Here is a 21,064-nt window from a genome sequence, read left to right as displayed (position 1 = left end):
GCTGGTCGCATTGCAGCCCGAGGTATTGTCATGCGTCTTGCCCTGTCCCTGGCCGGTATCGCCCTGTTCGCCGCCCTCCCTGCCGGGGCCGAGGAGTTCACCCTTTCCAGCCCGGTCACCGATGCCACCGTCTTTGAAATCGGCGCCGAGGTCGTGCGCCGCGTGCCCTTCTCGGTGCCCCCCGGCCGTCACCGCCTGATCCTTCAGGACCTGCCCGCCTCGGTCGATCTGGAATACGTCCGCGTCTCGGTCGACGGCGCGCAGGCCGGCCCGCTGACCCTGCGCCAGCAGCACACACCGCCCCGCGACCGCACGCCGACGCCCGAGGTGCAGGCCGCGATTGACAGGGTGGAGGCGCTGGAACGCCAGATTGACGGCGTGAAGGACCGCGCCGCCACCGCGCGCCTCGCCGCCGACGCTGCCGCGATCCGGCAGCAGTTTCTCGGCGACCTCGGCAAGGCCGAAGGGATGGCGACGGCGGGCATCGACGCCCTGCGCGCCCTGTCCCAGATGATCGGTGACGAGGCGCTGGATGCCGCCCGCGCCGCCCAGTCGGGCGAAATTGACGCGCGCCGGATCGAGCGCGCCCTCCCCGACCTCGAAGACCAGCTGGCCGATGCGAAACAGGCGCTCGACGCGCTCACGCCCGAACAGGAGGCCCGCGCCTATCTCGCTCAGGAGATCTCCGCCGGTGCCGCCGCCGAGGGCATGCTGACCGTCAGCTATTACACCGAGGATGCCTTCTGGCAGCCGGTCTATGACCTGCGGCTCGACCGCAAGGCGGGCCGGCTCGCGATCGACCGGGGCGCCTATGTCGCCCAGCACACCGGCGAAAGCTGGCGGGCGGTCAACCTCGTGCTTTCCACCGCCGCGCCCGCCGACCGGATGCAGCCGCGCGACATCTATCCGCGGCTCCGGCGGATCACCGATCCCGCGGCCGATACGGCCGAGGCCGGGGTCAGTTTCGCCCCGATGGCCGAACCTGTGGTTGTGGCTGAAACGAAGGCCATGGCCGATCTCAGCGGCTATGTGGCCGTCTATCGCTACCCCGATCCGGTCGACGTGGCCACCGATGCCGATGCCCTGCGGCTGCGGCTCGACACGCTTGATCTCGACGCCACCGTCTCGGCCCGCGCGGTGCCCGGCTATGGCGAGACGCCTGCCTTTCTCTCGGCCCATGTGGTCAACACCAGCGGCGAGGAGATCCTGCCCTCGATGCAGTCATCTCTCTACGTCGACGACACCTTCGTCGGGTCGGCGGCCACCGAAGGGCTGGCCGCGAACGACAAGACCGATCTGTTCTTCGGCCCGATCAAGGGCCTGCTGCTGAACCGTGTGATCGCGGCCGAGAACGAGGGGAACAGCGGGTTCATCAGCCGATCGAACCAGCAGGCCGAGACGGCCCGCCTGACCCTGCGCAACCTCACCGGCGAAAGCTGGAAGGTGCTGGTGCTCGACCAGTTGCCCTATGCGACACAGGACGATCTTACGATCACATGGAAGGCCGATCCGCGCCCGGATGTCACCGACTGGGAGGACAAGCGCGGCGTCCTCGCCTGGGACGTCGACATCGCGCCCGGCGAGGAAAAGCGCATCACCCTCGAACACACCCTAAGCTGGCCCGAGGGCAAGGTCCTGGAATAGCCGCCGGCGTCACACCGGAAGAAAGCGGCTCGACGCGGACTCGTAATAGGCCAGCCCGCCCTCGCCGATATCGGTCCAGAGACCGTGCAGGGTCAGCTGGCCTTCGTCCACCGCCTGTTTGACGAAGGGGAAGCTCATCAGGTTTTCCAGCGAGGCGATCACCGCGAACTGTTCCAGCGCGCGGGTCTGTTGCGGCACCTCGGCGATGTCCTTCACCAGCTCGAACTTCGGCTTGAGGATATCCATCCAGCGCCCGACAAAGCTTTCCTTCTGCTCCAGCTGGGGCGCATTGCCCTTGCACATGTCCAGACAGCCCTGAACCCCGCCGCACTGCGAATGGCCCAGCACGATCAGATGCGCGACGCGCAGCACGGTCACGGCGTATTCCACTGCCGCCGATGTGCCGTGCTGGTTGCCGTCCGGTTCGTAGGGCGGAACCAGGTTCGCGATATTGCGGTGAATGAAGAATTCGCCCTGATCGGCACCGAAGATCGAGGTCACGTGCACCCGGCTGTCACAGCACGAGATCACCATCGCGCGCGGATGCTGGCCGTCCGAGACCAGACGGCGGTACCAAGCCTGATTTTCCTTGTAGGTCGTGGCTTTCCAGCCGTGATAGCGCTGCACCAGATACTGCGGCAGGGGGCGGGCCTTGTCCAAAACGACTCTCCTTGCAGATTTGCCTGCCCAGCAGATAGCGGGACTTCTCACCGAATTTAAGGGATTAATGTACTTGCCCTCAACCTTTTGCAAACATCCATGGCGCAAGGTCCAACCGGCCGTGGGGGCTAAAGGGAAATTGGGGTGATCGTGGTGGCCGACGTGCTGGACCTTGTACAATCCGAAACCGTGCGGCTCGATCCCGACCGCCTGCACGGGCTCTACCTGCAACTCGGCGAGGCCGGGGCCGAGGATGTGGTCTCGCGCGCGATCGAGGAGCTTGCCGTACGCCTGGCCCATTGCGAACGGCTGTGGCGGTCGCACGCCCTGGGGGATCTCCGCAAGAGCGCGCGGTCGCTGATCGCGATCTCGGATCAGGTCGGCATGACGACCCTCGCGCGGGTCGCTGGCGACGTCACCTGCGCCATCGACTCCGACGATCATATCGCGTTGGGGGCGACGCTGTTCCGCCTGATGCGCATTGGCGAGCGCTCGCTGACCGCGGTCTGGGATCTGCAGGACATTTCGGTCTGATCCGGGGCACCCCCCCTTGCGGCCCGCGCGACGCCCGCTAGGCTGCGCGGCGTATATCCCGACGCAAGAGAGCCCCATGCCCTACCAGTTCGCCGCCCCGACCGACACCGCCCTGCCCCTGCATGTGATCGAGACCGAGGCGCTTGACAGCTGGCTTGCGGCGCAGGCGCCCGAGGTTTCGTCCTGGGTGCGACTGAACGGATTTGCCGCGCGGATCGGCCAGGCGCTGCTGGTGCCCGGACCTGGCGGGCTCGCCCTGATGGCCTTGGCCGGCTACGGTTCGGAAGAAGACCGGGCGCGCGGTCACTTCGCGCTGGCCGCTGCGGCACAGAAACTGCCCGAGGGCACCTATGCGCTGGCCTCGGGGCTGGACGGAGCGGAACGCGAGACAGAATGCCTCGGCTGGCTGCTCTGCGACTATGCCTTCGACCGCTATCGCAGCCGCAAGGCGCGGGCCGTGAATCTGGTCGCCCCCGATGGCATCGACGCCAAGCGCATCGAGGCCATCGCCGCCGCCGAGACGCTGGTGCGCGATCTGGTCAACACCCCCACCTCCGACATGGGGCCGGACAAGCTGGAAGAGGCCGCCGCCGCCCTCGCGAAGGCCCATGGCGCGGCCGTCTCGACAATCACTGGCGACGACCTGCTGGCGCAGAACTTCCCGATGATCCACGCCGTCGGCCGCGCCTCGGCCACCGCGCCTCGGCTGATCGAGTTCCGCTGGGGCGACACCGGGCCAAAGCTGACCTTGGTCGGCAAGGGCGTCTGTTTCGACACCGGCGGCCTCGATCTCAAGCCCGCCGCCAACATGAAGCTGATGAAGAAGGACATGGGCGGCGCGGCCAATGTGCTGGGACTTGCCAGCATGATCATGGCGCTGAAGCTGCCGGTGCAGCTGCGTGTGCTGATCCCAGCCGTCGAAAATTCGGTCGCCGGCAACGCCTTCCGCCCCGGAGACATCCTGACCTCGCGCAAGGGCCTGACGGTCGAGATCAACAACACCGACGCCGAGGGCCGGCTGGTGCTGGCCGACGCGCTGGCGCTGGCGGCCGAGGAGGCGCCCGACCTGATGATCTCGATGGCGACCCTCACCGGTGCGGCCCGTGTCGCGGTCGGGCCGGACATCGCGCCCTTCTACACCGATGACGACGCCGCCGCCGCCGCGCTGGCACAGGCGGCGAAGGCGGTCGACGACCCGGTCTGGCGGATGCCCTTCCACGCGCCCTACGAAAAGCGGATCGAGCCGGGCATCGCCGATCTCGACAACGCGCCCGAGGGCGGCTTTGCCGGTTCGATCACCGCCGCGCTCTTTCTGCGCCGCTTTGCCGGGGCTGGCCGCTACATGCATTTCGACATCTACGCCTGGCAGCCCGGCAGCGAACCGGCCCAGCCCAAGGGCGGCGTCGGCCAGGGCATCCGCGCGCTGTTCCAGGCGCTTCCCGGGCTCGCCTCGAAATGACCGATCCCCGCCTCACCCTCTCCAACGGCCGTGTCGCGCATGACTCGCTGCGCGGCCAGGTCCAGGCCGACAGCTATGTGCCCGGCCAGCTTCGCCGCATCGCCCATCCCGTGGCCGACCTGCTGCGCGCCGCCGGACCGGGGCGGCTGGACCGCCAGCTGCTCATGGGCGAGCCGTTTCTCGAAATCGACCGGCTGAACGGCTACAGCTTCGGGCGGGCCGAACTGAACGGCTACGTCGGATGGGTGCCGACCAAAGCGCTGGACGACGGCCCGGCGGCCACGCACCGGGTCTGCGTGCGCACCACGCTTGCCTTCCGCGCGCCCGACATCAAGACCCCCGGCCCGGTCCCGCTCAGCCTGAACAGCCGCCTGAGCGTTATCCGCGAGGAAGGCCGCTTTTTCGTCACTGATGAAGAACGCTATATCCCGGCCAGCCATCTCGCCCCGCTGGATAGCCCTGCAACCGATCCGATCGCTGTGGCCCGGCTGCTGCTTGGCACGCCCTATCTCTGGGGCGGCAACTCGGCCTTCGGGATCGACTGTTCCGGTCTGGTGCAACTCGCGGCCCAGGCCTGCGGCCTGCCCTGCGCCGGCGACAGCGACCTGCAAAGCACCAGCATCGGCCAGCCGATGCCCGAGGGCACACCTCCCGCGCCCGGCGATCTGCTGTTCTGGCCCGGACATGTGGTGACGGTTGCAACGCCCGAGACCATCCTCCACGCCAATGCGCATTACATGGCGGTGGTGGAAGAACCGATCGCCGAAGGCCTCGCCCGCATGGGCCCGCCCCGCGCGCACCGGCGGCGGGTCTAGTCGACCGGGCGGATCAGCTTGCGCTCGAGCACGCGCAGCACGGTCTTCAGATCGTGCCCGCGCTTCAGAACGCGGCCGTCCATGCCGACCACCGCATACATCCCCTGTCGCCCGCGCAGCCGCGGCTGCTTTTCGATGCGGTAGAGCGGATGCTCGGCGGTGCGGCGGAAGACGGAAAACACCGCCATCTCGCGCAGGCAGGAAATGCCGTAGTCACGCCACTCTCCGGCAGCCACCATGCGGCCATAAAGCGTCAGGATATCCTGCATCTCGCGCCGGTCGAAGGCGACCTGTTCCGGGGCATGGGGAAACGGATAGGGCTGCTGGATCGTCATGCCCCAAGCCTCGCGCCAAACGCGCGGCAAATCAAGCCCGTTGCGCCCCGCCAAAGCGCAGCGCAAAGCGGTCTGCCGCCTCGGGCATTGCCTCCAGATCGCCGTCCGCGCTGCCCAGCCAGACCTCGGCCAGGGGTGCGATCCGCCCGTAGGCATCCGCCACCGCCTGACGGGGGTCCGCCAAAGGCGAATCCGCCGGCATCAGCTCGGCCGGAAACTGCGGATAGCGCAGGACGATCCGCCGCCAGCGGTGGATCAGCAGCATCCGCGCCGCGGCGGCATCCAGCGGCGCGGTTATCGGCACCGAATGCAGCGCCTTCAGATCGCGCGCCAGACCCTCCAGCGCGGCGCGGTGCGAGTCGCTCAGCAAAGCGGCGCGATAGGCGTCCGACAGGACATCGATCCGCCCGGTCAGCCGCAGATCGGCATCGCCCCCCGGCTCTTCGGCCGGAGTCAAAATGATCTCGGGCGCGCCACTGCTCAGGCTGACGCTCAGCGCCCAGTCGGTCACCGGCTCTCGGCGCGGTGGCGCGTAAATCCGCGTGGTCGCCGGCGCGAATTTGGCCAGCCCCTCGTCGCTCAGCCGATAGAGGCTCGACCGCCCCCGCCGCTCGCTGCTGACCCAGCCATCCTGCCCCAGCCGCGACATCGCCGTGCGCATGGTGCCCTGTTCGATCCCGACCCGGCCCAGCAGCCGGCCCAGCCGCGCCGAGGACATCGCCCCGCCCCGGTGCTGCACCAGATCGCCAAAGGCGGTGATGACCAGCGACCAGACGCGCAGGCGGCCCTGCGCATGCAGGCTTTCGATCAGCGGGGCAATCGGATCGCTCATGGGGACATGGCCTTAGCGGCCGGTGCGCGGGATCACAAGCCAGCGCAGGATCAGGCCGACTTGTTCAGGCGCTCCTCGAGCACGTCGAAGGGCACGCCGGGCTCGTCCTTGGCCACGCGGATCACCAGCGAGGTCTTGACGCTGGCGACATTCGGCGCGGTCAGCAGCTGGCCGGTCAGGAAGGACTGGAAACTGCTCAGATCCGGCGCCACGCATTTCAGGATGAAATCCACCTCGCCGTTCAGCATATGGCACTCGCGCACCAGCGGCCAGGCGCGGCAGCGGTTCTCGAAGGCCGACAGCGCCGTCTCGGCCTGGCTGTCGAGCCCGACCATGACAAAGACCTGCACCTCGAACCCCAGTTCGCGCGCATTGATGTCGGCGTGATAGCCTCCGATCAGCCCGGCCTCTTCCAGCGTTCGCACCCGCCGCAGGCAGGGCGGGGCCGAGATGCCGACCCGGCGCGCCAGCTCGACGTTCGTCATGCGGCCATCGGCCTGCAATTCGGACAGGATCATGCGGTCGATCGGATCGAGGCGTGCGGCAACCATAAGTGCTCCGGATTTTTTCCGTTTGTTATAGCAGGCAACCGGCAGACGCAATAATGTTGCAGGCGCACGCAATTATCTTCCTGCCCCCTGCCGCAAAATGAGGCCCCAAATCGGGGGTTCAATCCGGGCGGTGCGATGGCTATATCCGGGACAGGCTGCCACTGCGACTTTGGGGGACGACATGGCCGAGACACGTCACAGCAGGGTTCTGATCATCGGCTCGGGGCCGGCGGGATATACCGCCGGGGTCTATGCCTCGCGCGCCATGCTGAAACCGCTGCTGGTGCAGGGGATCGAACCGGGCGGCCAGCTGACCACCACCACCGAGGTCGAGAACTGGCCCGGTGACACCGAGGTGCAGGGCCCCGACCTGATGGTGCGGATGGAGTCCCACGCCAGGGCGATGGGCTGCGAGATCGTCGGCGACATCATCACCTCGCTGGACCTGTCGAAACGCCCCTTCACCGCCAAGGGCGACAGCGGCACCACCTATACCGCCGACGCGGTGATCCTTGCCACCGGCGCGCGCGCCCGCTGGCTGGGGCTGCCGAGCGAAGAGAAATTCAAGGGCTTCGGCGTCAGCGCCTGCGCCACCTGCGACGGCTTCTTCTATCGCGGCCAGGAAATCGTGGTCATCGGCGGCGGCAACACCGCCGTGGAAGAGGCGCTGTTCCTCACCAACTTCGCCTCGAAGGTCACGCTGATCCACCGCCGCGACGAGCTGCGCGCCGAACGCATCCTGCAGGACCGCCTGTTCAAGAACCCCAAGATCGTCCCGCTCTGGTTCCACGAACTCGACGAGGTCGTCGGCGCAGACAACCCGCTGGGGGTCGAGGCCGTGCGCGTCAGGAACGTCAAGACCGGCGAGATCACCGAGATCCCGGCCAAGGGCGTCTTTGTCGCGATCGGCCACTCGCCGGCCAGCGAACTGGTCAAGGACCAGCTTGAAACCCATCACGGCGGCTATGTGGTCGTGAAACCGGGCTCGACCGAAACCTCGATCCCCGGCGTCTTTGCTGCGGGCGACCTGACCGACCACGTCTATCGCCAGGCGGTGACCAGCGCCGGCATGGGCTGCATGGCCGCGCTCGACGCCGAGCGTTTCCTCGCGGCGGAAGAGTCGGCCGTTCCCGCCGCGTCGGCCGCCGAGTGACCGCGCAAGCGCCCGCCGCTTGACCTCGGACGGCGCGCGCCGCAGACTTTCCCGAACGGCCGACAACGGAGTTCGGGTGTGACCACGATCTGGCGCGGCAATTGGGTGACACGGGCGCGCATCGTCTCGGGCCTGGTGCTCTTTGCCTATGCGCTGTTCCATTTCCTCAACATCGGCCTTGGCCTGTTCTCGCCCGACCTGATGGACCGCGCGCAGGGCTGGCGCCAGGTCGTCACCCGCAACCCGCTTGGCGCGGCGGTGCTCTACGGCGCGCTGCTGACCCACGCGGGCCTTGCCCTGTGGAAACTCGCCGGCCGGCGCACGCTGCGGATGCCGCTCTGGGAGGCCACCCAGATCGCGCTCGGTCTGATCATCCCGCTGCTGCTGATCGTCCACATCGTCTTCACCCGCGTCGCCCACTCGGCCTATGGGGTGGACGACAGGTTCGTCTACCTGATCGGGCTGATCTTCGGGTCCAAGGACGGCTGGCTGCAAAGCCTGCTGCTGCTGATCGTCTGGACCCATGGCTGCATGGGCCTGCACTTCTGGCTGCGCGGCGAACCGCGCTGGCGCCGCGGCCTGCCCTGGCTGATCGCGCTGGCCACGCTGGTGCCGTTCTTCGCCCTCGCCGGTTTCCTGACCGAAGGGCGCCGCATCGCCGCGGTCTTCGCGGACCCCGACCTGCGCGCCTCGATCCGCGCGGCGCTGCACTGGCCCGACCGCGACACCTTCGTCGCGCTGATCTCGATCCAGAAAACAACCGAATGGATCTACTGGGGCCTGCTCGCACTGGTCGCCGCGGTCTATCTCGGGCGCAGGCTGCGGCGCGGACGGCAGGCGGTGCGCGTGCGCTATATCGACGGGCCGGACATCTCCTCGCCGCGCGGACCGACACTGCTGGAAATGTCGCGCGCCAACGGCGTGCCCCATACCGCGCTTTGCGGCGGGCGCGGCCGCTGCACCACCTGCCGCGTGCTGGTCGAGGAAGGCGCCGACCTGCTGCACCCGCCCTCCGAGGCCGAGGCGAAAAGCCTCGCCGCCGTCGGCGCGCCGCCCGGCACCCGCCTTGCCTGCCAGATCCGCCCGGTCCAGCCGCTGACCGTCTTCCGCGTCTTCCGCCCCGACGGCCGGCGCAACCGCGCCCATGCCAGCCAGGGCCAGGAACGCCGCATGGCGGTGCTGTTCCTCGACATCCGCGGCTTTACCGCGCGCACGACCGGGCAGCTGCCCTACGACGTGGTCTTCCTGCTGAACCGCTTCTTCGACGCCATCGTTCCCGCCATCACCGCCTCGGGCGGCGTGGTCGACAAATACCTGGGCGACGGACTGCTCGCCCTGTTCGAGGCCCCGGACGAGGCAACCTCGGCCCGCGCCGCACTGCGCGCGGCCGCCGGGATCGGTCGCGCGCTCGCCACCTTCAACCAGGGCCTCGCCTCGGAAGGCGCGTCCGCCATCCGCATCGGCATCGGCCTGCACCTCGGCGATCTGGTTCAGGGCGAGATCGGTGCCGCCGGCCATGCGCCCCGCACGATCATCGGCGAGACGGTGAACGCCGCCAGCCGGCTCGAGGCGATGACCAAGGACATGGCGGTCGAGGCGCTGGTCTCCGGCCCGCTGCTGACCGGCGCCGGGCTCGACACCGCGGACATGGCGCTCGTCACGCTGGAGCTGCGCGGCGTGGCCGAACCGGTGGCCGCGCTGCCGCTCAAGCACGCCGCCGAGATTGCCGCCCTGCTCGAGCCCGCGGTTCCCGTCGCCTGAATCGGCGGTTCGCCGCGCCAAAAAAGCCCGCCGCCCAGAAATCCGTCATGCAACTCTAGACTTTCGCCCTGCCTTATGGGTAAGCGCGCCGCGAAGGGCTATTGGCCCCCGTGCGACACGACCAACCGAAAGATTGAGATGAACATGCTTAGCAACCTGGCCCCGGTCCCCGAGCTTTATGTATCCTACGACTCGGCACAAAAGCTGAAGGTCGAAGCCGCCAGCCTCAAAAGCCACGACCTGACCCCGCGCCAGATCTGCGACCTTGAACTGCTGATGAACGGCGGGTTCTTCCCGCTCAAGGGCTTCCTGTCGGAAGCCGATTACGACGGCGTGGTCGAGAACATGCGCCTGGCCGACGGCACGCTCTGGCCGATGCCGATCACGCTCGACGTGTCCGAGAAATTCGCCGAAGGGCTCGAGATCGGCGAAGACATCGCGCTGCGCGACCAGGAAGGCGTGATCCTCGCGACGATGACCGTGACCGACCGTTGGGTGCCGAACAAGGCCAACGAGGCGGCCAAGGTCTTTGGCGCCGACGACTCGGCGCACCCGGCCGTCAACTACCTGCACAACACCGCCGGCAAGGTCTATCTCGGCGGTCCGGTGACCGGCATCCAGCAGCCGATCCACTATGACTTCCGCGCCCGCCGCGACACCCCGAACGAATTGCGCGCATGGTTCCGCAAGGTCGGCTGGCGCCGCATCGTCGCCTTCCAGACCCGCAATCCGCTGCACCGCGCCCACCAGGAACTGACCTTCCGCGCCGCGAAAGAGGCGCAGGCCAACCTGCTGATCCATCCCGTGGTCGGCATGACCAAGCCGGGCGACGTCGATCACTTCACCCGCGTGCGCTGCTACGAGGCGGTGCTCGACAAGTATCCCGCCGCCACCACCAACATGAGCCTGCTGAACCTGGCGATGCGCATGGCCGGCCCGCGCGAGGCGGTCTGGCACGGGATCATCCGCCGCAACCACGGCTGCACCCACTTCATCGTCGGCCGCGACCACGCCGGCCCGGGCAAGAACAGCCAGGGCAAGGATTTCTACGGCCCCTACGACGCCCAGGAGTTGTTCAAGCAGTATGAGGACGAAATCGGCGTCGAAATGGTCGACTTCAAGCACATGGTCTACGTGCAGGAGAAGGCGCAGTATTACCCGGCGAACGAGGTGCCCGAGGGCGACACCGTGCTCGACATCTCGGGCACCGAACTGCGCCGCCGTCTGGCCGAGGGGCTGGAGATCCCGGAATGGTTCTCCTTCCCCGAAGTGGTGAAGGAGTTGCGCCGCACGCGTCCGCCGCGGTCGCAACAGGGCTTCACCGTCTTCTTCACCGGCTTCTCCGGCTCGGGCAAGTCGACCATCGCCAACGCGCTGATGGTCAAGCTGATGGAGATGGGCGGCCGCCCGGTGACGCTGCTCGACGGCGACATCGTGCGCAAGAACCTCAGCTCGGAGCTCGGCTTCTCGAAAGAGCATCGCGACCTGAACATCCGCCGCATCGGCTATGTCGCCTCCGAGATCACCAAGAACGGCGGTATCGCCATCTGCGCCCCGATCGCGCCCTATGCCACGACCCGGCGCGCGGTGCGCGAGGATGTGGAACAATACGGCGCCTTCCTCGAAGTGCATGTCGCAACCTCCATCGAGGAATGCGAACGGCGCGACCGCAAGGGTCTCTACAAGCTGGCGCGCGAGGGCAAGATCAAGGAATTCACCGGGATCTCCGACCCCTATGACGTTCCCGAAAACCCCGAGCTGCGGGTCGAGACGGAAGGCTCCGACGTCGACAACTGCGCGCATCAGGTCCTGCTCAAGCTCGAGAACATGGGCCTGATCGCCGGCTGAGACGGCGCAATCGCGACTGCGGCGCGATGCCTCCGGCGGGAGTATTTGACAAGAGAAGAAGCAGGGGGCGCGCCGGAAACGGGGCGCCCCTTCGCATTCAGGGAGGCGCGTCAGAGCGAGGCGAGCAAGGCCCGTGCCGCGCGCTCCTCGACCCGCGCGTAGGGGTCGAGCACCGGCTGCAACGCCTGAAGGCGCGGCAGGCGCGCGGCGTAATCCGCCTCCGACATGGCCAGCACGGCGCGGCGGATATCCTCCTCGCCGGAGCACAGGATGATGCCCGCGGGGTCGAAGAAATCCTCGATATTGGGACAACCCCAATAGATCGGTATGGTCGAACAGAAAACGGCGTCCAGCAGTTTCTCCGAGAAGTAATTTCGCTCGCGCACGTTCTCGATCACCACCGAATAGCGATAGCGCGCCAGCCCTTCGGCCTTCTGCCCGAAAGGCGCGTAGCCGCCGCCCAGCAGCTCTACATCCTGCCCCGTCTCGCGCGCCCAGTCGGCGACGGCGTGGCGCAGCTGGTGCCCTTCGCTGTCGCGCTTGGCCGAGGCGATCAGCGAACACATCCGGTCCTTGGTCACGTCGAGGGTGCGCCATTCCGGCACCCAGGTCGATCCGAGTGGAAAGAAAATGCCGTTCGGGATCCGCGTCAGCAGCGTTTCGTCGAAGGTCAGGATCCGGAAGAACCGCCGCCAGGTCAGGCGCAGGAGCGCATGATGGCGCGCGTGGATGAAGGCCGGTTCGAACAGCATCAGCGAGACCTTCGCCTGGATCGCCGCGCGCCGCCGGAAATGGGTCAGCGTGCGCGGATACATCAGCAGGTGATCCTGCGGCCGCATGTCCGCGACCGTGCCGCCGAACAGCCGGTCGGGGCAGCCCAGCGGCCAGATCAGATCCTCCACCGGCGTGGCCTGAAGGCCCGACTTCTGGTGATGTCCATAGGGCAGGACGGCAATCGCCGGCTCATAGGGCATGGCGCTCAACGCTCCCCGCCCGGCAGGTCGACCTCGCCGCGCATCAGCACGAACCCCTGCCCCGCCACGCGGATGCCGGTCATCGCCTCGGGCGGACCCATCCGGGTGACGGTGGCCGTGCCGGGCCGTCCCATCCAGTGCCCCTGCTCGGCGGTGAAGCTGTCCAGCGTCATCAGTCCGTGCTTCCAGAGATAGGCCGCCATCGCCCCGGTGGCCGAGCCGGTGAACGGATCCTCGGCCGGGCTGGGTGGCGCGAGCAGCAGGCGTGAGAAGGTGTCGCCCGCCTCGGTGGCGCCCTGCAACGTGACCAGAAACGGCTCGGCCATGTCCGACCCGGCAAACCCGGCGCTTTCGGCCACGCGCCGCAACGCCTCGACATTCAGCCGCGCGGCACGCAGGGCCGCATGATCGCGCAGCACCGTGATGCAGAAGGGCAGCCCGGTCGACACGACCTGCGGCTGGCCGACGATATCCTCGGGCGACAGTCGGATCGCCTGCGCCACCAGCGAGCGTTCCACCTCGGCCCCGAAAACCGGCGCGATCTGGGTCATGACGATCCGGTCGCCCTCGAAGGCGACCGGGATCACCCCCGCCCCGGTCTCCAGCGTGATGCGCGCGCCCGCGATCATCCCGCGCGACCGCATGGCGGCCACCGTGGCGATGGTGGGATGCCCGGCAAAGGGGATCTCGCGGCTGGCCAGGAAATAGCGCACGCGCACGTCGGCCACATCGGAGGGTCCGGTAAAGGTGCATTCGACCAGCGAGGTCTCGCGCACGAAGGCTGTCGCGGTGGCCTCGTCCAGCACCGCCCCGCCATGCACCACCGCACAGCCGTTGCCGCCGAAGGCCCGGTCGGCAAAGGCATCGACCCAGTCGAATTGGAACAGGCTCATGGATTCGGGCCTTTCGTGCACACCTTCGTTATCCGTAGATGGCCTGTTCCCGCCGCCCGCACAAGTCGCGCCCGCGTTTTCGGCGACGGAGCGCAAATGGCCCCCTGCGCGCCATGATTGCGCCCGTATTTCCCGCGAGCCTGCGCCCGGGCTCCGCGAAGCGGGCCGGCATCGGCAGAATGCAGAGGGACAGAAAGAATGGATCTGGTCATCGACCTGTTGCGCGAGAGCGCGATCAACGTGGTTCAGGCCCTGACCTACATGCTCATTCCGGCGGTGGTCTTCCTTGGTCTCGGCTGGCACTTCAAGGGCCGCGACTTTCTCCCGGATCTGCGAAGCGCCCTCCCCGAAACCGGGCTCACGCTCAAGATCCTGGTCTTCAACGCCCTCTTCGCAGGCCCGGTATTGGCCGTTGTCATCACCGCGCTGCATTCATGGCTGGTGACCAACGACCTCGTGCTGTTCCGCCCCGAAAGCTGGGCCAGCCTGCCAACCGTCCTCGTGCTGTTCCTTGCCGTCTTCCTGGCCGATTTCTTCAGCTACTGGCGTCACCGGCTCGACCATTCGGCGCTGCTCTGGCCCGCGCATGCGGTCCACCACTCCGACACCCATGTGACCTGGATCACGACCAACCGCTGGCACCCGATCAACCTGCTCACGGTCCACGGGCTGGTCGGCAGTGCCATTCTGATGATGGGTTTTCCCGCCTATGCGGTGATCTTCAACGGGATGCTGCGCGGCTATTACGGCTATTTCATCCACGCCGACCTGCCCTTCACCTTCGGGCGGTGGGGCAAGTACATCGTCTCGCCCGCGATGCATCGCTGGCATCACTCGGCCGAGGAAAAGGCCTTCGACAAGAACTTTGCCGAAATCTTCTGCCTGTTCGACCGGATGTTCGGGACCTTCTACCTGCCCGGTCCCTGTGACGGGCCGCTCGGCGTGGCCGACGACATGCAGCCGACGCTCAAAAGCCAGATGAGCTATCCGCTGCGCCCCAGCGCCTACGCGCGCCTTGTCCGCCGCGCCCCGACATCGGAAGAGACGGCAGCCTGACAGGCACCCGGCGGGGCAACAGCCCCGCCGTCGCGTTCAGTGCACGTTGACCGGCGCATAGTCGTGCTGGCGGGCCAGCATGAAGGCCAGCTTGCGGTCGGCGACCAGCGCCAGCTGGTGGCCGTCCGAGTCGTGCACGGCGTAGATAAGTTCCAGTTCGCCCGCCTCGGCCTTGAGCGCCTCCGGCAGGTCGGCCACCTGGACCGGCTTGACGTAGACAATACCCTTGCCGGGCTCCTGGAAATCGAATGGCGTGTTCATGGCTTACCCCTTCCTTATTCTGATCGTCTGAACCACGGTTTCGGGAACCGCGCGCGACAGGTCGATGTGCAGCAAACCGTTCTCAATCACGGCCTCTCCCACCTCAACGCCCTCAGCAAGCACAAAGCTCCGCTGAAATTGCCGGGCGGCGATTCCGCGGTGAAGATAGATGCGGTCTTCCCCGTCATCCTGCTGACGGCCACGGATCACCAGCTGACGGTCCTCGACCGTGATCGCCAGGTCCGACTCGGCAAAGCCGGCCACCGCAAGCGTGATGCGATAGGAAAAGTCCGAGGTCTGTTCGATATTGAACGGGGGGTACCCTTCGTTGCCCGATTTCGCGGTGCGCTCCAGCAAGCGCTCCAGCTGTTCGAACCCCAACATATGCGGGTAGGTGCCCAGGGTCAGTTTCGTCACGTTTTGCGTCCTTTGCCTTGAAAGCGACGGAATGTGCGGTCCCGTTGCGGCAACCGCGCAAGGGAAATATGGGAGCCTCTTTCAGGTTTCACAAGGGCTAGGAGAAATCCTCTGTCCGCTGTAACTTCGGGGTCCCGTCTGCCAGCCCGAGTCGCCTGCCATGAACGCCCCGATCGACCTCTCGATGAAGAACGACGACGTGCTCCGGGTCGAACTCGAGGTGTTCCGGCGCCAGCACCGCGATCTCGACGAGGCGATCATGGCCCTGGTCGACCGTGGCACAGCCGATCAGCTGACCGTCCAGCGCCTGAAAAAGCAGAAGCTCCGGCTCAAGGACATCATCTCGCTGATCGAAGACCGGCTGACCCCCGACATCATCGCCTGAGCCCGCCACAGGCGGATTGCCACCCTCGGGCCATCGGCTATAGTGCCCGCTCTTTCAGCCGGGGACACGGAACATGCAGCAGGTTCAGGTCGGCATCATCATGGGCAGCCAGTCGGACTGGCCGACCATGAAGGAAGCCGCCGACATTCTCGACGCCCTCGGCGTGCCTTACGAAAAGCGCATCGTCTCGGCCCACCGCACGCCGGACCGTCTGTGGGACTACGGCAAGGGCGCGGTCGCGCGCGGCCTCAGGGTGATCATCGCCGGGGCCGGCGGCGCGGCGCATCTTCCCGGCATGATGGCCTCGAAAACCCGCGTGCCTGTGATCGGCGTCCCGGTCCAGACCCGTGCGCTGCACGGCGTCGATTCGCTCTATTCCATCGTCCAGATGCCCAAGGGCTTCCCGGTCGCCACCATGGCCATCGGGGCCGCCGGCGCCGCCAACGGCGGCCTGCTGGCTGCCGGCATCCTCGCCCTCTCCGATCCGGCGCTGGCCGAACGGCTGGACGCCTGGCGCGCCGCGCTGTCGGACTCGATCCCCGAGGAGCCGCAGGATGCCTAACCCCCTGCCGCAGGGCGCGACAATCGGCATCCTCGGCGGCGGCCAGCTCGGCCGGATGCTCTCGGTCGCGGCCTCCCGCCTCGGCTTTGCCTGCCACATCTACGAACCGGGCGCCCATCCACCCGCCGGTCAGGTCGCGGCGCATGTCACGACTGCCTCCTACGAGGACGCCGAGGCACTGACCCGCTTCGCCGAAAGCGTCGATGTCATCACCTATGAATTCGAGAACGTCCCGACCCAGGCGCTCGACCTGCTGGAAGGTCATTGTGCCATCCGCCCGGGGCGCGAGGCGCTGCGCATCAGCCAGGACCGGCTGACCGAAAAGACGTTCCTCCAGGCGCTCGGCCTGAAAACCGCGCCCTTTGCGGATATCGCCGACCTCGACGGGCTGACCGCCGCTCTGGCCGAGATCGGCACCCCCGCCATCCTGAAATCGCGCCGCTTCGGCTATGACGGCAAGGGCCAGGTGCGCATCACCGACCCGTCCCAGGTCGAAGAGGCGCTTGCCGCGATGAACGGCGCCCCGGCGATCCTCGAAGGGTTCGTCGACTTCACGCACGAAGTTTCTGTCATCGCCGCGCGCGGCAGCCACGGCGACGTGGCCTGTTTCGACCCGGGCGAGAACGTGCATCGCGACGGCATCCTGCACACCACAACCGTGCCCGCCCGCCTGTCGCCCAACCAGCGCACCGACGCCGTGCTGCTGGCGGCCAACATCCTGAACGCGCTGGAATATATCGGCGTCCTCGGGGTCGAGCTCTTCGTGACGCCCCAGGGCCTGATCGTCAACGAGATCGCGCCGCGTGTCCACAACTCGGGCCACTGGACCCAGAACGGCTGCGCCGTCGACCAGTTCGAACAGCACATCCGCGCCATCGCCGGCTGGCCGCTGGGGGATGGCAGCCGCCACTCCAACGTGGTGATGGAAAACCTGATCGGCGACGACATCGACCGCGTTGTCGGCCTGGCCACCCAGCCCGATGTCTCGCTGCACCTCTACGGCAAGACCGAGGCCAAGCCCGGCCGCAAGATGGGCCACTTCAACCGCGTGACCGGCCCGTCGCGCGGATGATCGCGATCCACCGCCTGGCCGACCGCCGCTTTGCCCCGTGGAAGAACGGCGGCGGGCAGACGGCCGAGATCATCTGCCAGCCCCCCGGCGCGGGCATCGACGACTTCGCCTGGCGCATCAGCACCGCGCGCGTCGCCGCCTCGGGACCGTTTTCCACCTTCCCGGGCGTCGCGCGCACGCTCTGCGTCCTGGAGGGCGGGCCGATGGTGCTGGCTTTTGACGACGGCCGGACAGAAACGGTCACGGAAACCTCCGGGCCGGTCCGGTTCTCCGGCGACATCGGCTGTCAGGCCACCCTCACCGGCCCCGCCCTGCTCGACCTCAACGTGATGTGCCGCGCGCCCTATGGCTGCCATGTCGGACCCACCTGGAGTGAGACACTTAAGCAGGTCGTCGCCCGTTACCTCCTCGCGCTCGCGGACGGCGCCGGTCTGTCCCGCTACGACCTCGTGGAACTCGACCCGCACCAGCCGCCGCCCGCCGCCGCAGGTCTCTGCATCGACATCCTCGAAGGCTGATCAGCCCAGGAACCGCTCGGCCAGATCGCCGCCAAGATGGGTGAACCGCCCGCCGGCCAGAGTGCCCGCCACCCGGCCCGTCGCGGCTTCCAGCACCACGATATCCGCCCGCTGGCCCGGCGTCAGGCTCCCCCGATCGTCCAGCCCCAGCAGGCGCGCCGGCCCGGACGAGACCAGCGCCCAGGCGGCGGCCAGCCCCATCTCCCCGGCCAACGCCAAGGCCGCCCGGCGCGGCGAGGGATAGTGATAATCCGACGCCAGCGCATCGCACAGCCCCTGCGCCACCAGAGCCCGCGCACTGGCGTTGCCCTTGTGCGACCCGCCCCGCACCACATTGGGCGCGCCCAGCACCACGCCGCCGCCATCCGCCCGCGCGGCCCGCGCCGCCACCTCGGTTTCGGGAAACTCGGCAATCGTCGCGCCCCGCGCGGCCCAGGCGGCGCGATCCTCGGCGGTATGGTCGTCGTGGCTGCCCATCCGCACCCCCTGCGCCGCCAGCCGCCCGCAGAGCGCATCCAGCGCCGCCGGCACCTCGGGCCCGCGCGCGTGCAATTCCTGCAACAGCGCCAGATGCGCCTCGGGGCTTCGACCCGCTTTCAGCGCCTGGCCGGTCAGGCTCGGCGGACGGCGGCCCGCCGCCAGCCGGTCATGCGGCAGGTGATCGTTGAACACGACAAACTCCACGCCCCAATCGATCAACCGCTCAGGCAGCGTCGCATATTCCTCCAGCAGATGCGTCTCCAGCCGCAGTTGCGGCAGCAGCGTCGTCGCCAGCGCCCCGCGCACCTCCCGGATGGCGGCAAAGACGCCCTCCGCATGGGCGCCGCCGCGCAATCCGCCTTCCCAGCTCAGGAACTGCGCCAGCACGCCGGTGGTGATCCCGTTCGCCGCCAGCTCGGCCTCGGTCGCCACGATCCCTTCGCCCATGTCGGTCATCGCGCCCCGGCGCGGCGCCAGATGCCGCTCGAAGCCGTCGCCATGCAGGTCGACGATGCCCGGCAGCACCAGAAACCCGCCCAGATCCACCGCGCGCCCCACCGGCGCATCGGCAATCACGCCATCCGCGAAACTCAGCGTCCCCCGGTCCAGCCCATCGGGCCGCAGCACCTCGGCCCCGGTCAGGTCAAAGGCCAGCCCGCTCATTCCGCCACCTCGACCGCGCCGGTATTGCCCATCACCGCGTCCAGCCAGGAAATGCCGGCATCGAACCGGCCCTGCTGCAGGAAATGCACCGTCTGCGCGATCGCCCGCGGGTTGTTCATCATGAAGGTATGCGTCACCGGCAGGACGATCCGGTCGCTCATCCCTTCGACCGCCGTCGAGGCGACCGAGACCTTGCCATCGTCCGGTCCGTCGATCATCGCCGAAAACACCGGGTTCAGCGAGACATCCCCCGCGATCACCCCCACCGGATAGTCCACCGGCCCCAGCCGCAGCGGCCAGCTGTCGGCGTCGGTGCCCAGCTGCCGCCCCGCCGGGCCGTTCAGCATCCCGAAGACCTCCCAGTCGCCCATCTTGTCGACCAGTTCGCTGCCGCGGTTCGGCGGGCCCAGCATGACCGTCCGCCCCAGATGCGCCGGCCGTATCTGACGCAGCCAATAGCGCAGCAGGATGCCCCCCATCGAATGCGTGACGAAGTTCACGCGTTCCTCGCCGCACTCTGCCACCGCCGGTGGCAGCGTCTGTTCCGCCAGCGCCGGAATCGGCAGGTCGGTCGAAGGGTATCCGGCGTTGACCACGTGATAGCCCCGGGCCGCCAGCGCCTCCTCCATCACGATCAGCGAGGCATCGGTGCGCGCCAGCCCGTGCAGCAGCACGACACAGTCGGCCCGCACCGGGCCGGCCGCCAGCAAGAGGATCAGGACAAGGCCACGCATGGCCGCCGCCATAGCCGGGAATCGGAGAAAGGGGAAGTCAGCCGAAGGCGCGGGGATAGACCAGCGTCTGCTCGGGCACCGCATCGCCGGGTCCGGCCAGCAGCGTGTGCTCCACCGGATAGGGAGTGGTCAACCGCGCCGCGCGCGCTGCGCTGAACCCGGCCCGCTCGTAGAACCCCACCTGCCCCAGCACGACAATCGTCACCCCCGACAGCCGCGCCCATTCGGCGATCATGCCCACCATGCGCCGGCCGACCCGCCGCCCCTGCCAGTCGGGATGCACCGCCACCGGCGCCAGGCACAGCCAGCCCTTCGGTGCCACCATCCGCGACAGCCCGGCATAGCCGATGACCGTGTCGCCGGCGCTGAGCACCTGTTCGCCCACCATATCGCCCGCCTTGCGCAGCGCGCGCACCAGCTCGGTCTCCGCCGCGCCGCCAAAGGCAAGACGCAGCAGGGCGTCCACCTGGGGCACTTCATCGGGACGCATCTCGCGCTGAAAATCCGGGGTCACGACCATAAGACACCTCTAGCGCGCGGGCACGCCAACGAAAACCCCACCCGCGCCGCAATGCCGCGCGCAACCTCCTCGCATCGCCCATGGGATTGCGCCATGATCCGACCCGATAAGCCGGAGCCGGTGCGCCCCTTCGCGCGTTGGCCCCGGCACTGCAAGATCAGAAAGCCCGGCATGTTTCCCACCAACACCAGACTCGGCCACCTCCTGCGCAAACTGTCCGGCCGGGTCGAGGCGGTGACGCTGATCGCCTTCCTCGCCCTCGCCGGAGCGCTCTGGGCCTTCGGCGGGCTCGCCTCCGAGATGATGGAGGGCGATCTTCACGCCTTCGACAACCTGGTTCTCACCGCCCTGCGCACGCCCGGCAATCCGGCCGATCCCATCGGCGGGCCGGCGGTCGAAATGGCGATGCGCGACCTCACAGCGCTTGGCGGCACCACGGTTCTCGCCCTGATCTCGGCCTCGGTCGTCGCCTATCTGCTGCTGCGCGGCCGCCGCGCCTCGGCCCTGTTCCTCACCGTCGCCGTCTTCGGCGGGGTCGCGGTGACCAGCCTCGCCAAGCTCGGCTTCTCGCGCCCGCGCCCCGACCTCGTGCCGCATGGCGTAGACGTCTCCACCGCCTCCTTCCCCTCGGGCCATTCGATGATGGCCGCGGTCACCTACTTGACCCTCGCCGTGATGCTGACAAGGGTCGAGGAAAGCTGGCGTCTGCGGGTCTTCGTGATCGCGCTGGCGGCCATCGTCTCGGTGCTGGTCGGCATCAGCCGGGTCTACCTCGGGGTGCACTGGCCCTCGGACGTGCTGGCCGGCTGGTCGCTCGGGGCCGCCTGGGCGCTGCTGGTCTCCCTGGTCGCCCACTGGCTCGAACGGCGCGGCGGGATTGACGCCGAAGCGCGCGACAGCGTCTGAGCGGCACCGAAATCCTGCAAGGATTTCGGAC

The 21,064-nt window shown here is 68.0% G+C and carries 24 protein-coding genes; 13 read left to right on the top strand and 11 right to left on the bottom strand.

The window, feature by feature from the left end:
- Positions 1 to 30: 30 nt before the first annotated feature.
- Positions 31 to 1,644 (top strand): DUF4139 domain-containing protein, encoded by a 1,614-nt coding sequence (locus ACFO5X_RS22515; RefSeq protein ID WP_380721782.1) that lies wholly within the window; start codon positions 31 to 33, stop codon positions 1,642 to 1,644.
- A 9-nt stretch (positions 1,645 to 1,653) separates the two neighbouring features.
- Here the strand turns inward: ACFO5X_RS22515 and ACFO5X_RS22510 are convergent, their stop codons facing one another.
- Complete coding sequence (locus tag ACFO5X_RS22510; RefSeq protein WP_380721780.1) at positions 1,654 to 2,304, bottom strand: carbonic anhydrase; 651 nt, start codon at positions 2,302 to 2,304, stop codon at positions 1,654 to 1,656.
- A gap of 144 nt (positions 2,305 to 2,448) precedes the next feature.
- Here ACFO5X_RS22510 and ACFO5X_RS22505 point away from each other — a divergent pair, with 144 nt between their 5' ends.
- The 3 genes from ACFO5X_RS22505 to ACFO5X_RS22495 all read left to right on the top strand — a co-directional run bounded on the left by ACFO5X_RS22505 (position 2,449) and on the right by ACFO5X_RS22495 (position 5,112).
- Positions 2,449 to 2,838 (top strand): hypothetical protein, encoded by a 390-nt coding sequence (locus ACFO5X_RS22505; RefSeq protein ID WP_380721779.1) that lies wholly within the window; start codon positions 2,449 to 2,451, stop codon positions 2,836 to 2,838.
- Positions 2,839 to 2,914: 76 nt separating this feature from the next.
- Complete coding sequence (locus ACFO5X_RS22500) at positions 2,915 to 4,297, top strand: leucyl aminopeptidase family protein (protein WP_380721777.1); 1,383 nt, start codon at positions 2,915 to 2,917, stop codon at positions 4,295 to 4,297.
- Entirely contained in the window at positions 4,294 to 5,112 is an 819-nt protein-coding gene (locus ACFO5X_RS22495) for a C40 family peptidase (protein WP_380721775.1), read from the top strand. Before ACFO5X_RS22500 ends, ACFO5X_RS22495 begins: the two co-directional genes overlap by 4 nt.
- Here the strand turns inward: ACFO5X_RS22495 and ACFO5X_RS22490 are convergent.
- From ACFO5X_RS22490 to ACFO5X_RS22480, 3 genes are read right to left on the bottom strand one after another with little or no spacing between them, the layout of a single operon-like run.
- Positions 5,109 to 5,447 (bottom strand): DUF2794 domain-containing protein, encoded by a 339-nt coding sequence (locus tag ACFO5X_RS22490; protein WP_380721773.1) that lies wholly within the window; start codon positions 5,445 to 5,447, stop codon positions 5,109 to 5,111. The two genes, ACFO5X_RS22495 and ACFO5X_RS22490, sit on opposite strands and share 4 nt — an antisense overlap.
- A 31-nt stretch (positions 5,448 to 5,478) precedes the next feature.
- Positions 5,479 to 6,279: a PaaX family transcriptional regulator C-terminal domain-containing protein gene (locus ACFO5X_RS22485; protein WP_380721771.1), complete on the bottom strand. Its 801-nt coding sequence runs from the start codon at positions 6,277 to 6,279 to the stop codon at positions 5,479 to 5,481.
- Between the two features lie 50 nt (positions 6,280 to 6,329).
- Positions 6,330 to 6,830 (bottom strand): Lrp/AsnC family transcriptional regulator, encoded by a 501-nt coding sequence (locus ACFO5X_RS22480; protein ID WP_380721769.1) that lies wholly within the window; start codon positions 6,828 to 6,830, stop codon positions 6,330 to 6,332.
- A 181-nt stretch (positions 6,831 to 7,011) separates the two neighbouring features.
- Between ACFO5X_RS22480 and trxB the strand changes: the two genes are divergently transcribed.
- The 3 genes from trxB to ACFO5X_RS22465 all read left to right on the top strand — a co-directional run bounded on the left by trxB (position 7,012) and on the right by ACFO5X_RS22465 (position 11,592).
- Positions 7,012 to 7,983 (top strand): thioredoxin-disulfide reductase, encoded by a 972-nt coding sequence (gene trxB, locus ACFO5X_RS22475; RefSeq protein WP_380721767.1) that lies wholly within the window; start codon positions 7,012 to 7,014, stop codon positions 7,981 to 7,983.
- A gap of 78 nt (positions 7,984 to 8,061) precedes the next feature.
- The gene (locus ACFO5X_RS22470; RefSeq protein ID WP_380721765.1) at positions 8,062 to 9,744 is read left to right on the top strand and encodes an adenylate/guanylate cyclase domain-containing protein; all 1,683 of its coding nucleotides are present in this window, start codon (positions 8,062 to 8,064) and stop codon (positions 9,742 to 9,744) included.
- A 138-nt stretch (positions 9,745 to 9,882) separates the two neighbouring features.
- A complete protein-coding gene (locus ACFO5X_RS22465; RefSeq protein ID WP_380721763.1) occupies positions 9,883 to 11,592 on the top strand; it encodes a bifunctional sulfate adenylyltransferase/adenylylsulfate kinase in 1,710 nt (569 codons plus the stop codon).
- Between the two features lie 110 nt (positions 11,593 to 11,702).
- Here ACFO5X_RS22465 and ACFO5X_RS22460 read toward each other — a convergent pair whose 3' ends face one another.
- Both ACFO5X_RS22460 and ACFO5X_RS22455 read right to left on the bottom strand, forming a co-directional pair.
- A complete protein-coding gene (locus tag ACFO5X_RS22460; protein WP_380721761.1) occupies positions 11,703 to 12,566 on the bottom strand; it encodes a hypothetical protein in 864 nt (287 codons plus the stop codon).
- A gap of 5 nt (positions 12,567 to 12,571) precedes the next feature.
- Positions 12,572 to 13,459, bottom strand: coding sequence for a PhzF family phenazine biosynthesis protein (locus ACFO5X_RS22455; RefSeq protein ID WP_380721759.1), 888 nt, complete (start codon positions 13,457 to 13,459; stop codon positions 12,572 to 12,574).
- Between the two features lie 198 nt (positions 13,460 to 13,657).
- Between ACFO5X_RS22455 and ACFO5X_RS22450 the strand changes: the two genes are divergently transcribed.
- A complete protein-coding gene (locus ACFO5X_RS22450; RefSeq protein ID WP_380721757.1) occupies positions 13,658 to 14,515 on the top strand; it encodes a sterol desaturase family protein in 858 nt (285 codons plus the stop codon).
- 36 nt (positions 14,516 to 14,551) lie between these two features.
- Here ACFO5X_RS22450 and ACFO5X_RS22445 read toward each other — a convergent pair whose 3' ends face one another.
- Positions 14,552 to 14,776, bottom strand: coding sequence for a DUF1150 family protein (locus ACFO5X_RS22445; RefSeq protein WP_380721755.1), 225 nt, complete (start codon positions 14,774 to 14,776; stop codon positions 14,552 to 14,554).
- 3 nt (positions 14,777 to 14,779) lie between these two features.
- Positions 14,780 to 15,193 carry an Hsp20 family protein gene (locus tag ACFO5X_RS22440; protein WP_380721753.1) on the bottom strand — a complete coding sequence of 138 codons (414 nt, stop codon included), beginning with the start codon at positions 15,191 to 15,193 and terminating at the stop codon, positions 14,780 to 14,782.
- 160 nt (positions 15,194 to 15,353) lie between these two features.
- On the opposite strand from ACFO5X_RS22440, the gene ACFO5X_RS22435 reads away from it, so the two are divergent.
- The 4 genes from ACFO5X_RS22435 (at position 15,354) to ACFO5X_RS22420 (ending at position 17,730) form a co-directional block, all read left to right on the top strand.
- Positions 15,354 to 15,578, top strand: a complete 225-nt coding sequence (locus tag ACFO5X_RS22435; RefSeq protein WP_380721751.1) for a YdcH family protein — start codon at positions 15,354 to 15,356, stop codon at positions 15,576 to 15,578.
- Positions 15,579 to 15,651: 73 nt separating this feature from the next.
- Positions 15,652 to 16,140: a 5-(carboxyamino)imidazole ribonucleotide mutase gene (gene purE, locus ACFO5X_RS22430; RefSeq protein WP_380721749.1), complete on the top strand. Its 489-nt coding sequence runs from the start codon at positions 15,652 to 15,654 to the stop codon at positions 16,138 to 16,140.
- On the top strand, positions 16,133 to 17,212 hold the full coding sequence (locus tag ACFO5X_RS22425; protein WP_380721747.1) for a 5-(carboxyamino)imidazole ribonucleotide synthase: 1,080 nt from the start codon (positions 16,133 to 16,135) through the stop codon (positions 17,210 to 17,212). The genes purE and ACFO5X_RS22425 overlap by 8 nt, the downstream gene beginning before the upstream one ends.
- A complete protein-coding gene (locus ACFO5X_RS22420; RefSeq protein ID WP_380721745.1) occupies positions 17,209 to 17,730 on the top strand; it encodes a HutD/Ves family protein in 522 nt (173 codons plus the stop codon). Before ACFO5X_RS22425 ends, ACFO5X_RS22420 begins: the two co-directional genes overlap by 4 nt.
- Here the strand turns inward: ACFO5X_RS22420 and ACFO5X_RS22415 are convergent, their stop codons facing one another.
- Genes ACFO5X_RS22415 through ACFO5X_RS22405 form a run of 3 tightly spaced genes read right to left on the bottom strand, consistent with a single transcriptional unit; the run spans position 17,731 to position 20,127 of the window.
- The gene (locus ACFO5X_RS22415; RefSeq protein ID WP_380721743.1) at positions 17,731 to 18,873 is read right to left on the bottom strand and encodes an alpha-D-ribose 1-methylphosphonate 5-triphosphate diphosphatase; all 1,143 of its coding nucleotides are present in this window, start codon (positions 18,871 to 18,873) and stop codon (positions 17,731 to 17,733) included.
- A complete protein-coding gene (locus ACFO5X_RS22410; RefSeq protein WP_380721741.1) occupies positions 18,870 to 19,607 on the bottom strand; it encodes an esterase/lipase family protein in 738 nt (245 codons plus the stop codon). The genes ACFO5X_RS22415 and ACFO5X_RS22410 overlap by 4 nt, the downstream gene beginning before the upstream one ends.
- A 37-nt stretch (positions 19,608 to 19,644) precedes the next feature.
- Positions 19,645 to 20,127 (bottom strand): GNAT family N-acetyltransferase, encoded by a 483-nt coding sequence (locus ACFO5X_RS22405; protein ID WP_380721739.1) that lies wholly within the window; start codon positions 20,125 to 20,127, stop codon positions 19,645 to 19,647.
- Between the two features lie 93 nt (positions 20,128 to 20,220).
- Between ACFO5X_RS22405 and ACFO5X_RS22400 the strand changes: the two genes are divergently transcribed.
- A complete protein-coding gene (locus ACFO5X_RS22400; protein ID WP_380721738.1) occupies positions 20,221 to 21,033 on the top strand; it encodes a phosphatase PAP2 family protein in 813 nt (270 codons plus the stop codon).
- Positions 21,034 to 21,064: the final 31 nt, after the last annotated feature.

This window comes from Seohaeicola nanhaiensis, from assembly GCF_042654245.1.
Classification (GTDB): Bacteria; Pseudomonadota; Alphaproteobacteria; order Rhodobacterales; family Rhodobacteraceae; genus Seohaeicola_A; species Seohaeicola_A nanhaiensis.
This window is presented reverse-complemented; position numbering and strand designations above follow the sequence as displayed.